At 52.2% G+C, this 13204-nt stretch carries 14 protein-coding genes; 3 read left to right on the top strand and 11 right to left on the bottom strand.

Translation table 11 applies throughout. The features are described 5' to 3' along the window. Nucleotides 1-4 precede the first annotated feature (4 nt). The 11 genes from trpD to rpmH all read right to left on the bottom strand — a co-directional run bounded on the left by trpD (nucleotide 5) and on the right by rpmH (nucleotide 7622). Nucleotides 5-1039, bottom strand: a complete 1035-nt coding sequence (trpD, locus tag NB640_RS06400) for an anthranilate phosphoribosyltransferase (RefSeq protein ID WP_269310362.1) — start codon at nucleotides 1037-1039, stop codon at nucleotides 5-7. Between the two features lie 52 nt (nucleotides 1040-1091). Beyond that, on the bottom strand, nucleotides 1092-1655 hold the full coding sequence (locus tag NB640_RS06405) for an anthranilate synthase component II (protein ID WP_269310363.1): 564 nt from the start codon (nucleotides 1653-1655) through the stop codon (nucleotides 1092-1094). Between the two features lie 286 nt (nucleotides 1656-1941). Continuing rightward, entirely contained in the window at nucleotides 1942-2124 is a 183-nt protein-coding gene (locus NB640_RS06410) for a DNA gyrase inhibitor YacG (RefSeq protein WP_269310364.1), read from the bottom strand. Between the two features lie 4 nt (nucleotides 2125-2128). Beyond that, nucleotides 2129-2878: a cell division protein ZapD gene (gene zapD, locus NB640_RS06415; protein WP_269310365.1), complete on the bottom strand. Its 750-nt coding sequence runs from the start codon at nucleotides 2876-2878 to the stop codon at nucleotides 2129-2131. Nucleotides 2879-2953: 75 nt separating this feature from the next. Beyond that, complete coding sequence (gene coaE, locus NB640_RS06420; protein ID WP_269310366.1) at nucleotides 2954-3595, bottom strand: dephospho-CoA kinase; 642 nt, start codon at nucleotides 3593-3595, stop codon at nucleotides 2954-2956. Between the two features lie 143 nt (nucleotides 3596-3738). Then, nucleotides 3739-4314: a nucleoid occlusion factor SlmA gene (gene slmA, locus NB640_RS06425; RefSeq protein ID WP_269310367.1), complete on the bottom strand. Its 576-nt coding sequence runs from the start codon at nucleotides 4312-4314 to the stop codon at nucleotides 3739-3741. A gap of 32 nt (nucleotides 4315-4346) precedes the next feature. Then, nucleotides 4347-5063, bottom strand: a complete 717-nt coding sequence (locus NB640_RS06430) for a pyrimidine 5'-nucleotidase (RefSeq protein WP_269310368.1) — start codon at nucleotides 5061-5063, stop codon at nucleotides 4347-4349. A gap of 62 nt (nucleotides 5064-5125) precedes the next feature. Further along, complete coding sequence (gene yidC / locus NB640_RS06435) at nucleotides 5126-6817, bottom strand: membrane protein insertase YidC (RefSeq protein WP_269310369.1); 1692 nt, start codon at nucleotides 6815-6817, stop codon at nucleotides 5126-5128. Between the two features lie 6 nt (nucleotides 6818-6823). Continuing rightward, nucleotides 6824-7090: a membrane protein insertion efficiency factor YidD gene (yidD, locus tag NB640_RS06440; protein WP_269307922.1), complete on the bottom strand. Its 267-nt coding sequence runs from the start codon at nucleotides 7088-7090 to the stop codon at nucleotides 6824-6826. Then, nucleotides 7090-7461 (bottom strand): ribonuclease P protein component, encoded by a 372-nt coding sequence (rnpA, locus tag NB640_RS06445; protein WP_269307924.1) that lies wholly within the window; start codon nucleotides 7459-7461, stop codon nucleotides 7090-7092. The genes yidD and rnpA overlap by 1 nt, the downstream gene beginning before the upstream one ends. 26 nt (nucleotides 7462-7487) lie before the next feature. After that, the gene (gene rpmH, locus NB640_RS06450; RefSeq protein ID WP_269307926.1) at nucleotides 7488-7622 is read right to left on the bottom strand and encodes a 50S ribosomal protein L34; all 135 of its coding nucleotides are present in this window, start codon (nucleotides 7620-7622) and stop codon (nucleotides 7488-7490) included. A gap of 388 nt (nucleotides 7623-8010) precedes the next feature. Here rpmH and dnaA point away from each other — a divergent pair, with 388 nt between their 5' ends. The 3 genes from dnaA (at nucleotide 8011) to gyrB (ending at nucleotide 13141) form a co-directional block, all read left to right on the top strand. Then, nucleotides 8011-9381, top strand: coding sequence for a chromosomal replication initiator protein DnaA (dnaA, locus tag NB640_RS06455; protein WP_269310409.1), 1371 nt, complete (start codon nucleotides 8011-8013; stop codon nucleotides 9379-9381). A 52-nt stretch (nucleotides 9382-9433) separates the two neighbouring features. Continuing rightward, the gene (gene dnaN / locus NB640_RS06460; RefSeq protein WP_269307928.1) at nucleotides 9434-10540 is read left to right on the top strand and encodes a DNA polymerase III subunit beta; all 1107 of its coding nucleotides are present in this window, start codon (nucleotides 9434-9436) and stop codon (nucleotides 10538-10540) included. Nucleotides 10541-10648: 108 nt separating this feature from the next. Then, a complete protein-coding gene (gene gyrB / locus NB640_RS06465) occupies nucleotides 10649-13141 on the top strand; it encodes a DNA topoisomerase (ATP-hydrolyzing) subunit B (RefSeq protein WP_269307930.1) in 2493 nt (830 codons plus the stop codon). Nucleotides 13142-13204 lie beyond the last annotated feature (63 nt).

Raw genomic sequence — 13204 nt, forward strand, 5'->3', positions numbered from 1 at the left:
GAAATCAATGTGCTTCTGCCAGCCGGGTAAAGGAGACAAACTCCTCCAGCTTGGCTATTGCCGCGCCTGAAGCAATGGCCTCACGTGCCATTTCCAGCCCATCGGCGATGGACGCCGTCCGATTTGCGGCATAAAGCGCGGTGGCGGCATTCAATGCAATGATATCGGTCGCGGGGCCACCCTGCCCGGCCAGCGCTTCCAGAACCCGCTTTTTGGATTCTTCCGCATCACTGACTTCAAAATTCCGGCTGGCAAACATGCGCAAGCCAAAATCTTCCGGATGGATATCATATTCACGAACCTGCCCGTCTGACAACTCTCCGACCAGGGTACTTGCACCGAGTGAAACTTCATCCAGATTATCACGCCCCCAGACGACGATTGCCCGTTTGACCCCCATTTTCTGCATCACGCGAACCTGAATACCAACAAGATCGGGGTGAAAAACTCCCATCAGGACATTATCTGCATAAGCCGGATTGGTCAGCGGACCAAGAATATTGAATATGGTCCGAACACCCAGTTCCTGCCGGACAACCCGGGCATGCTTCATGGCGGAATGATGGTTGGGCGCATACATAAAGCCGATACCTGTTTTCTCAATGGATTCGGCAATACGTTCCGGTGGCAGGTTAATATTGACATTCAAGGCTTCAAGCAAATCCGCACTGCCGGAAGAGGAAGACACACTGCGCCCGCCATGCTTGGCAATGCGCACCCCGCAGGCCGCGGCAACAAACATGGCTGCCGTAGAAATATTGAAGGTATGGGCGCCATCGCCTCCGGTACCGACAATATCAAGGAGATTGGCGGTATCGGGCACATCAACCTTGACAGAAAATTCCCGCAACGCCTGTGCCGCGGCAGCGATTTCTCCCACGGTTTCTTTTTTCACCCGCAATCCCATTGTCAGTGCTGCCACCATCAAGGGAGACATTTCGCCACTCATGATACGGCGAAACAGAAACAGCATTTCATCATGAAAGATTTCGCGATGTTCAATACATCGCACCAGTGCTTCCTGTGGGGTAATAGACATAATATGGTTTCCTAAAAAATAATCTGAATCATCAAGCCCATCATGTTTTCGTTCAGGAAATCAGAAAATTCCTGAGCAGGGCATGCCCCTGCTCCGATAAAATGGATTCCGGGTGAAACTGCACCCCTTGAACAGGCAGCATCTTGTGGCGCACGCCCATGATTTCGCCATCCTCTGTCCAGGCAGTGATTTCCAGGCATTCAGGAAGCGTTTCGCGTTCAATGGCAAGTGAGTGATAACGGGTGATCGTCAGGGGATTGGGCAACCCGCGGAAAACTCCCGTATTGGTATGGGTAATGCGCGAGACCTTGCCATGCATGACCTGTCTGGCATGAATCACGTTCCCGCCAAACGCCGCGCCAATGGCCTGGTGCCCGAGGCAGACGCCAAGAATCGGGATAGTGCCGGAAAACTGGCGGAGGACATCAAGGGAAATACCGGCGCCATCCGGTGCGCCGGGCCCGGGTGAAATGCAGATTCTGTCCGGGTTAAGCTGAACGATGTCGTCCAGTGTGATGGCGTCATTCCGGTAAACCTGTACGTCTTCTCCAAGTTCACCGAAATACTGCACAAGGTTATAAGTGAATGAATCGTAGTTATCTATCATCAGCAACATAAGCCACTCCATGGATTTTCGGGAAATGTGGGCTTTCCCGGAGCGATCGGATTTTTAACTGGCTGCAGGCACAACAATGCGCGGCAGGAAATTAAAAACAGGATTTTTACGCGCCGAAATGGCGCAAAGGATCGTCAGGCAGTTGGCTTACGCCAGCGCTGAGAAAGGAGTGTTGTTGCGAATTGATCTATCTTGACCATGGCAATTATTATACGCCATCCAGAAACATTCGCAAGCAGATGAAACCTTCATCCGCAAAAAAGCCGCCAGGCCATTGATAAAAAAATCAGGGCAGTTCGTTTTCTTCACCGTGTTCTGTCTGTTCGGCAACCGGAACAGTATATTTTTCCGCGGCCCAGGCACCCAGATCGATCTGCTTGCAGCGCTCAGAGCAAAACGGGCGGAAGGTGTTTTTTTCCACCCATTCCACTTCCCTGCTGCAAACCGGGCATTTGACTATCGTTGCCATGCTATCAGCATAATATCAGTTCAAAGGGAATATCCCGCTCAATCGGCCGGGGTTTCATATCACCATCCTGTGTGGTGAAACGTACCCATAACATATACTTATTGGCAGAGGCCTCGGGAATGGCATTAAGTTCCGGATCCAGTTTAAGGCGCAGCATCTGGTAAGTTTTTCCCTGCAGCATCTGCTGGTAACTGCCCGACTCGGCAACAATAGTCACCTGGGTTCCCGAGTCGCGCATGAGGCGCAATACCATGCTGATGGCATTCAATAACGGCATCAGGGGTGCAAACCAGTTTTCAATATCCTGATGGCGCTTTTCTGCCGGCTTCTTCTGCCAGGCATAATAGGATGGCAAATCAAATTCGCAGGCGCCACCGGGAATAATCGTTCGGCCCCGAATGCTCATCAGCCATTCATTGTCACGTATTGTCTGACCGGTCTTTCCCTGTGTATTAACCAGCGCACTGCTGATTTGCTCTACCTCGGCAAGCACGGAATCCAGCACATCCGTCTGGACATTCGGATGAACACGATAACCGGTAAGGGTCTGTTTCTGGCGCTCAAGTTCCTGAAGCAGGTCAGATTTCAGGTCGGCGCGGCCTGCCACCTCCAGCATTTCAAATATGGTCGACAACGCCACATGATGCTGCAAGGGATGCTCATGGCTGAGAAAATACTGGAAGCGCTCATACAGGTCTTCCAGACGCAAAAGCGTCCGTATCCGTTCGTTGAAAGGATATTCGTAAATTATCAAAATGGGCCCTTTTCCATAGTCCTTGCCAACATCCCATGATTCTGAATCATCAAATCATAAAATTCAATTTAAATCTCACCTTGCCGCCACTTTTTGCGCGATTTTTTTATATTCCGCATCCAGGCGCCCCACCTCGGCGGACAGATTTTCCACTGCATTGTCATTGAGAATCACATCATCTGCGATCGCCTTGCGTTCTGCCCGGGTTGCCTGTGTCGCCATAATGGATTCCACCTGCTGCCGTGTCATACCGCTTCTGGCCATCACCCGCTTGATCTGCAGCGCTTCCGGACAGTCCACCACCAGGATTCGGGACGCCATTTCCTGCCAGGCCGGCTGCTCGGTCAGGAGGGGAATCACAAAAATAACATAATCTGTTTTCAGTTGCACCGCCTGATCCCAGGCATGCTGGCGGATCATCGGATGCAGGATATTTTCCAGCTTTTCCCTGGCTGACGGCTCCTGAAAAACCAGTTCGCGCATCCTTGCCCGGTCAAGCGAACCATCTTTACTGACATAGGCATCGCCAAATTCACGGCGAATCACGTTCATCGCTTTTCCACCGGGCGCCGTCAGCCTGTGAGCAATATCATCCATGTCAACAATACCCGCGCCATGTTCGGCAAAAAGCGCTGCGACTGTGGATTTACCGCTGCCGATCCCGCCGGTCAGTCCAAGCGAAAAAAAAGCCGGTTGTGCGTTTTGGCTGCCAGGCATAGCCTTCCTGTGAGTAAATTGATCCGGATACAAACAGGCTGGTCCCCGATAGGCCGGTCAGTCATTCCTGTTTGCGATTGTATGAATTATAACGCCACGTCTCCCCGGCGAATATGACTTTTACCCCATCTGACAACACATGCTTACATCAGGAGCAGCCGGATCTGTTGAGGCATATCCTGCGTCAGGCTGACGGTAAAGCCGGTTTTGGCATAACGCTGCCAGCGCCCGGCAACAAATGCCATGAGAATTCCGGCCCTTACTCCCGCATCATCTTCCCTGCCCTGCCCCTGTGCCGCAGCCACGCGCAGACTGTGACGGAAAGCCAGCTCCACCCGGTCATAAAACTGATTCATCCTGAGCTGCAGACGCTCATCTTCGTTGGCCAGCGCATCCCCCGTGAGTACCCGCGTCATGCCCGGATTGCGTTCAGCAAAATTCAACAGCATCCTGATCATGGCCTGTACCTGCGAAAAACCGCTTTCTTCCTGTGCCGTGATCTGGTTGATCAACCCGAAAACCGTTGCTTCGATAAATTCGATCAAGCCTTCAAACATCTGTGCCTTGCTCGCAAAATGCCGGTAAAGGGCCGCTTCGGAAAGCGACAGATGGCGAGCCAGCGCCGCGGTTGTGATTTTTTCGCCGCGAGGCTGTTCGAGCATTTGTGCCAGTGCCTGAAGTATCTGCAGTTTGCGTTCACCTGGTTTGCCTGATGACATATGACATTCTCTCAATAGTGGGATGGACAGGGTTATCTGAATTTTTTGAGGTAACGGGGCAATTGCCGGATGGATGGGACTTTCACATCCACAAAAGCGGGACGGTTTTGCTGCCCTGTTCTTTTTTTCCGGGGGGATGCATGGCCAAAAGACCGGTCACGGCCGGTATACCGGGTAACCAGCGCCGTTCGCATCCCGACAGCCCTTCCGGCCTTTAACACGGCGTCACTGTCTTCAACGAGCACACATTGTGACGGACGGATCCTTTCTGAAACGAGTAGCTTGCGAAACAGCTTTTTGGAGGGCTTCGGCAACAACTGGCCATGGACCTGCATCGATTCAATGGAAACATGCCGGGCAAAATGACGGTGTAAGCCGAGATGCCTGAGGACATCTCGGGAATAGCCATAAGCTGCGTTGGTCAGCAGGATTTTTTTGCCCGGAAGGCGCCGCATCAGGCGTTTTAGACCGCGCTCTGCCCGGATCATCAGGGAAAGATCGCCCAGATCATGCGAGGCATCCAGAAAGGCTTCCGGTTTCACGCCATGATGGCGGATCATGCCTAAAATGGTTGCGCCATAGCGTTTCCAGTACAAAAGACGGAGAGCATTGGCTGCTTCAGTGGAAACCGGTTCCCCCGGTTTTCCCGCGTGGTTGGCGATGAAGGCATTCATATTGGCGGTAATGGCCGGAAAAACCGCATGCGATGCGTCGTGCAATGTATTGTCCAGATCAAATATCCAGATCATGTGTCCATCCTTTTTTCATGTAAAAAAGGCCCATGTGAACACGGGCCTTTTCTTGCGCTGACTCAGGATTTACCTTTTGCTTTCGGTTTTTCCTTTATTTTCCCGGCCATGTAGCGCTTGGTCACCCACCATTGCTGCAGGATGGATAAAATGTTGTTGACCACCCAGTACAGCACCAGCCCGGACGGGAAGAAAAAGAAGGTAATGGAAAAGATGATGGGCATCGTCATCATCAGTTTGGCCTGCATCGGGTCCGGCGGCGGCGGGCTCATCTTTTGCTGGATGAACATCGAAACCGCCATCAGGACCGGCAGGATATAAAATGGGTCCGGCGCTGCCAGATCGGTAATCCAGCCAAGCCAGGGAGCATTCCGGATCTCAATACTGGCTAAAAGCACCCAGTAAAGCGAAATGAATACCGGAATCTGGATAACGACCGGCAGGCAGCCGCCAACCGGATTGATTTTCTCCGTCTTGTAATAATCCATCAGGACCTGGTTCTGGCGCGGCTTGTCATCCTTGTAGCGATCCTTTAACTCCATGATCTTGGGCATATGCTGCTTCATCCGTGCCATGCTGCGATAACTCGCAGCAGAAAGCGGGACAAAGGCGACCTTGATGAGGACCGTCAGCAGAATAATCGTCCAGCCCCAGTTACCCACTTCCTTGTGGATCTGCACCATCAGCCAGAAAATCGGCTTGGCAATAATGGTCAGCCAGCCATAATCCTTGACCAGTTCCAGGCCCGGCGCCGTTTTTTCCAGCACGGCAGACTCCTGCGGCCCGGCATAAAGACGCGACTCGCTGGTCACCGTTTTGTGCGGCTCAACGGTTCCGACCGGCACAAGAGAGCCAAAAGCAAAAAGATGGTCATCGATTTTCCGGGCAAAATTTTCCCGCGCCGCCTCTTCCTTGGGAATGATGGCAGAGACAAAGTAATGCTGGACCATGCCGATCCAGCCATTATCAACTTTAGTGGCAAACTCGGCCTTGCCATCGGCAATCTTGTCAAAGTCCAGCTTCTGGAATTTGTCTTCCGCTGAATAGACAGCAGGGCCGGTAAATGTGCTGATCCAGCGCGACTGCCCTTCCGGCTTACTGTCATCGCGAACCAACTGGAGATAAACTGAAGGATGGATGGGGTCCTTGCCCAGGTTGGTCACATCGTGTTTGATGTCAATGGTGTAATCATTGCGATGAAAGGTATAGGTTTTGGTCAGGCGTACGCCTCCCTGTTCGGCATCCATGATCAACTGGATTTCATTGGCGTCACCCAGTGTCCGGCTGCCGGGTCTGACAGAATAGACCGTGGTGTGATTGGGATAGGCTCCTCCGCTCAAGCCGGTTTGCGCCAGATAGGTCAGATGCTCATTTTTCTGGAAAAGCTTCATGTGCTTTTCCGCATCAACGTTATCGCGATGGGGCAAAAGCTCAAGCTCTTCAATCACGCCCCCGAGCGTGCTGATCTTCGCAACCAGCACATCGGTGGAAATCGTAATGGTTTCTGCCGGCTTGGCAGGCGCCACCCGCTTGGTTTCAGCCGTGTTTTGCTCCGGCTCTTCCGCTGCCGGTATGGCCGCCGTCTGGATGGGAACTTCAGGCAGGCCGGCCTTGTCTTTTGCCGTCTGGGCCTCTTTTGCCCCCCCTCTGAAAAAAAGCGATGTACCGCCCTGGTATACCTGCCAGTTATCCCATAGCATAAACAGCGCTATTGCCAGAATAAGCCATAAGGTTGTGCGTTTTTTGGTATCCATAACTCTTTAACTCTGATGTTTACAGTGGGACGAAGCGGATTCGTTTTTCTTTGGTGGAACCGGATCACATCCACCGGCGTGCCACGGATGGCATTTACACAAACGGCAAATTGCCAGAAACAGCCCTTTTATGCAGCCATGGGTGGAAATCGCTTCCATGGCATATTGAGAGCATGTTGGATAAAAACGACAATTTTGCCCTAAAAAGGGGCTGATGCACAATTGATATGCGCGCAGAAAAAAAAGCAGGATCAATTGCAATGGTGACTTCATCAGCTTTCCCTGTTTTGGGTTTCCCCGGCAAATAACTGCTCAAGCTCTTTTTTTACCAGCCGCTTCAATTGCACACCTGTTGCCGGATTACGGCGGGTAACGACTGAAGCAGAAAGACGCACAATATAATCCATGGAATCCAGCGCCTTTTTCCTGAACACTTCCCGACACACCCGCTTTATCATATTCCGGGTCACCGCCCGTTGGGCAAGACGCTTTGCAACCACCAGTCCCAAACGGGCATGTTGCAACGTGTTGCCCCGGGCATACAGCGTGAAATGCCCGGTCCTGTTTTTTGGCCTCAAACGAAAAACGGATGAAAAATCATCCGTTTTAACGATGCGCCTTTCGCGTGAAAAATTCTGGCTCACACGACAAGCAATAGGCACCGTCAGACTTATACAGCCAGACGTTTGCGGCCTTTGGCGCGGCGTGCATTCAGCACAGCGCGGCCATTTCTCGTTGCCATACGGGCACGGAAACCGTGGGTACGCTTGCGGCGTACAACTGAAGGTTGATAGGTACGTTTCATGATGGTCTCGCTAGTCAGCAATAATAAACGGGTAACTCTGTTGCTTCGTCAAACTGATACAGGCTGCCAACACGACCGCATTAGCCATGACAAAAGGATCACTTTGCGTGCAAAGAACCCGTGATTAGACCGTAGTTTACCCTTGTCTGTCAATACTCTATCCCATTTTGGCAAAGAATCTCTTCAAAATCCTCGTCAACCTGTGGATAACTTTCCCGATTCAGAGTAAAATAGCATAGTTTCAATTCACAAAAAATCCGCTTTTATTTGTCCCTGCCAAAGTGACAAATATATGGTTTTTTTTGCAAAAAAAACCACAACGAACGGCGTATTTCAACAACAGGACGCCTTCAGGGCTGTACAGGGATTTAACGATTTATTCACCGACATGGAAAACTTCTGGCAAAACTGTCTGAACCAACTGGAGCTGGAACTGACGCCGCAACAGTACAGCGCGTGGATAAAGCCGTTAACACCGCTCGGCTTTGAAGACGGTACCCTGCGCATTGCTGCGCCCAACCGTTTCAAGCTGGACTGGGCAAAAAACCAGTTCTCAGACCGGCTGGCCGCGCTGGCTTCCCTGTACTGGCATGAGCCTGTTGAAGTCAAATTTTCCATTGAGGTCAAATCGGGCAAACCGGCTCCATCAGCCCCCCAGCCGGTTTCCGGCACAACAGCAACAGGACCGTCTGCTTCGGGAATCCGACCATTACCGCAAGTAGCAGAAGCACCCAAGGATGAAAGTGGCATCAACCGGGAAATGACCTTTGACAGTTTTGTAACCGGCAAGGCCAACCAGCTTGCCCGGGCCGCAGCCATTCAGGTCGCCAATAACCCCGGGGGTTCCTATAATCCCCTGTATCTGTTCGGCGGCGTCGGATTGGGCAAAACCCATCTTATCCATGCCATCGGCAACCAGGTCATGCAGGATATGCCGGGAGCACGGATTCGCTACATTCATGCCGAACAGTATGTTCGCGATGTCGTGACGGCCTATCAGCGCAAGGGGTTTGATGAACTAAAACGCTATTACCATTCTCTGGACGTGCTGCTGATTGACGATATCCAGTTTTTTGTCGGCAAACCGCGAACCCAGGAAGAATTCTTTTATGCCTTTGAGGCGTTGATTGCTGCCCGCAAGCAAATCATCATCACCAGTGAAACCTACCCCAAGGAAATTTCCGGGCTGGAAGCGCGCCTGACATCCCGCTTTGACTCCGGCCTGACAGTGGCAATCGAGCCGCCGGAACTGGAAATGCGGGTTGCGATCCTCCTGAAAAAAGCGGGAATGGAAGGGGTACAACTGACCGACGATGTTGCCTTTTTTGTTGCCAAACATCTGCGTTCCAATGTCCGCGAACTGGAAGGCGCACTGAGAAAGATACTGGCATACTCCCGTTTCCATGGGCAGGATATTTCGATCGACCTCACCAAGGAAGCGTTAAAAGACCTGCTGTCCGTTCAGAACCGTCAGATTTCTGTTGAAAACATCCAGAAAACGGTTGCCGATTTCTTTCATATCAAGGTGGCTGACATGTATTCCAAGCGGCGGCCGGCCAATATTGCCAGGCCCCGCCAGATCGCCATGTATCTGACAAAGGAACTGACCCAGAAAAGCCTGCCGGAAATCGGAGAGCTTTTTGGCGGGCGTGATCATACAACGGTATTACATGCGGTAAGAAAAATCGCACAGGATAGGATAAAAAATCCGGAATGCAACCGTGAACTGCATGTCCTGGAGCAGACGCTAAAAGGCTGACGGATAAAACAACCCATACTCAACCAGATATCAATTTTTCAAGGACCGAAACATGCAACTTGTTAAAACCGGCAGAGACAATCTCCTTCGCCCCCTGCAAATGGTCAGCGGCATTGTGGAACGCAGACATACCCTGCCCATCCTTGCCAATATTCTGATCAAAAAAGAGGGTAGCGCGGTTTCTTTTCTCTCAACGGACACTGAAGTCCAGATCATGACCAGCGCCGATGTCGGCGCCGGCGACGAAAAAGCCGCAACCACAGTGGCAGCAAGAAAACTGGTTGATATCCTGCGCGCACTGCCTGATTCATCAGACGTATCCTTAACGCTTGTGGATAAACGCCTGACCGTCCAGTCCGGGAAGTCCCGTTTTTCGCTGCAGACGCTGTCAGCAGATGATTTTCCGACGGTAGCAGAGGCTTCGGAATACACAACCAGCGTCGAATTGCCTCAAAAAGCGCTCAAGGCGCTTTTGGGCATGGTTTACTTCTCCATGGCACAGCAGGATATCCGCTACTACCTGAATGGCCTTCTGCTGATCGCTGACGGAAAAACCCTTTCCGCTGTGGCAACAGACGGACATCGCCTGGCTTACTGCCAGATCGGGACAGACCAGGAATATGAGCGCAATGAAGTCATCGTGCCGCGCAAGACCATCCTTGAGTTACAGCGTCTGCTCGATGACACCGACGATATGGTACGTATCGACATCAGCGGCAGCCAGGTCAAGTTTACTTTCAGCGGCCTGGAACTGATTTCCAAGCTGGTTGAAGGCAAGTTTCCCGATTACACTCGTGTCATCCCGAAGGGCTACAAAAACCGCTTCACCATCCCAAGAGAGTTACTGCAACGTGCACTGCAACGTGCAGCCATCATGACCAGCGACAAATTCAAGGGCATTCGCTGCATTGTCAACGCCGGCAGCCTCAAGATCAGTTCAACCAATACCGATCAGGAAGAGGCGATTGAAGAACTTGAAATTGACTATAACGGCGACAGTGTGGATATCGGTTTTAATGTGACCTATCTGCTGGACGTGCTGGGTAACCAGAAAAGTGACGAGATTATCGTTGAGCTGGGTGATGCCAACTCATCCGCCCTGATTACCATACCGGACAATCCTGACTTCCGGTATGTCGTCATGCCAATGCGCATCTGATCGTCTGATCGCTTGACCCGATACGGATACGGTGTTTCACATCTCACATATCCGTCGCTGTTTTATTGAGGCCCGCTGGCCGGGCCCGTGTTTTTAAAAGGCTGTTCCATGTCAGAAAACCAACACACCAATAACCAGGATAATAACGGATACGGCGAGGAATCCATCCAGATTCTTGAAGGCCTTGAGGCCGTTCGCAAGCGTCCGGGCATGTACATCGGCGACACTTCCGATGGAACCGGGCTTCACCATCTGGTATTTGAGGTACTGGATAATTCCATTGATGAGGCACTGGCCGGTTATTGTTCAGAGATCCATGTCACCCTGCATTCAGACAATTCGGTTTCCGTTGTCGACAATGGCCGCGGCATTCCGACCGGCATCAAGCACGATGACAAGAATGTTCCCAAACGCAGTGCGGCTGAAATTGTCATGACAGAGCTGCATGCAGGCGGCAAATTTGACCAGAACTCCTATAAAGTCTCTGGTGGCCTTCATGGCGTGGGCGTTTCCTGCGTCAATGGCCTCTCCACGCTCCTGCAGTTGACAATCCAGCGCGATGGCAAAAAACATTACATGGAATTTGCGCGTGGCATTCCGCAAAATACAGTGGTTGAAACGATTGACGGGGTGGAATGCTCACCCATTCCGGTTATTGGTGACGCTCAGGGAACCGGCACCCAGGTGCACTTCTGGCCCGATGACACCATTTTTTCCGCCATTGAGTTTCACTACGACACCCTGGCACGCCGCATCCGCGAACTGTCATTTCTGAATAATGGTGTCCGCATCCAGTTGACCGACGAACGGACCGGCCGCTCCGAGGTGTTTGCCTACGAAGGCGGAACCCGCGGCTTTGTTGAATACATTAACCAGGGCAAAAGCGTCCTGCACCAGAATATCTTCCAGGCGACCGGCGAACGGATGTCTGACCATGATACCGCTATTACCGTCGATATTTCCATGCAGTGGAATGACAGTTATAACGAGCAGGTTCTTTGCTATACCAACAATATTCCCCAGCGTGACGGCGGCAGCCATCTGACCGGCCTGCGCGCCGCCATGACCCGGGTGATCAACCGTTACATTGAGGAAAACGAACTGGCAAAAAAAGCCAAGGTCGACGTATCCGGCGATGACATGAGAGAAGGACTCACCTGTGTTCTCTCGGTCAAGGTACCCGAACCCAAATTCAGCTCACAAACCAAGGACAAGCTGGTTTCATCCGAAGTTCGCGGGCCGGTAGAGGAAATCGTTGCCAAGACCCTGACCGACTACCTCCAGGAAAGACCGGGTGATGCCAGAATCATCTGCAGCAAAATTGTCGAGGCAGCCCGCGCACGTGAAGCCGCAAGAAAGGCAAGGGAACTCACCCGGCGTAAAGGCGTGCTGGATGGTCTTGGTCTGTCTGCCAAGCTGGCTGACTGCCAGGAAAAAGACCCCGCAATGGCTGAACTTTATATCGTTGAGGGCGATTCGGCAGGCGGCTCGGCAAAACAGGGACGTGACCGGAAATTCCAGGCCATTTTGCCGCTGCGCGGCAAGGTACTGAATGTGGAAAAATCCCGTTTTGAGAAAATGCTTTCCTCTGAACAGATCACCACGCTGATTGCCACACTTGGCACCAGCATCGGACCGGAAGATTTCGACATTGAAAAACTGCGTTATCACCGCATCATCATCATGACCGACGCCGATGTGGACGGTGCGCATATCCGCACCCTGCTTTTAACGCTCTTTTACCGGCAGATGCCGCAACTCGTTGAGCGAGGACATATTTATATTGCACAGCCCCCCCTGTACAAGGTCAAGGTTGGCCGGGATGAACGTTATCTCAAGGACGACCTGGAAGAAGCCACGCATATGATGTCGATCGCATTGCAGGGCGCCTCACTGATTGCTCGCGCCGGCGCCGAGCCGATCAACGGAGAATCACTGGAAGAGATGGTCAAGCAGTACAACCTGGCCAATGGCGTCATTACGCGCATGTCCCGGGTCATTGATACCGATGCCTTATCTGCGGTCATGACCGGCACCACGCTGAACCTGGACTCCAGAGAAGCGGCAGAACACTCTGCCCGCCAGTTGACCGACGCCATCAATAATCCTGATATCCAGGTCCAGGCCAAACAGGATGACCTTTCCGGTGAATACACACTATGTATCCAGCGCAAGCAGCATGGCAATATCCGCCTGACAAGAATTGATAGCGACTTCCTTCGCAGCCCGGACTACCGCACGCTGACAAAAGCCTCACAGACATTTAGCGGGTTGATCGGCGCTGGCGCCACCATCCGGCGTGGCGACGGCGACCGCATGCGCGAAGCCGCCATCCAGAACTTCCACCAGGCCATGCAATGGCTGAGAAATGAAGCGGAGCGCGGTGTTTCCAAGCAGCGATACAAGGGGCTGGGTGAGATGAACCCGGATCAGTTATGGGAAACCACCATGGATCCGGGAGTCCGCCGTCTGCTGAAAGTCAGGATTGAGGATGCGATTGCCGCTGACCAGATTTTCACGACCCTCATGGGTGACAATGTCGAACCCCGCCGCGCCTTTATTGAAAATCATGCCTTAATGGCAGGCAATATCGATATCTGATACGCCAGTGAATGAAAAAAGGGCTGTTAGTGGCCCTTTTTTCATGATGGGTTCCGCCCACGC

Source organism: Oxalobacter vibrioformis, from assembly GCF_027118995.1.
In the GTDB taxonomy this organism is placed as follows: domain Bacteria; phylum Pseudomonadota; class Gammaproteobacteria; order Burkholderiales; family Burkholderiaceae_D; genus Oxalobacter; species Oxalobacter vibrioformis.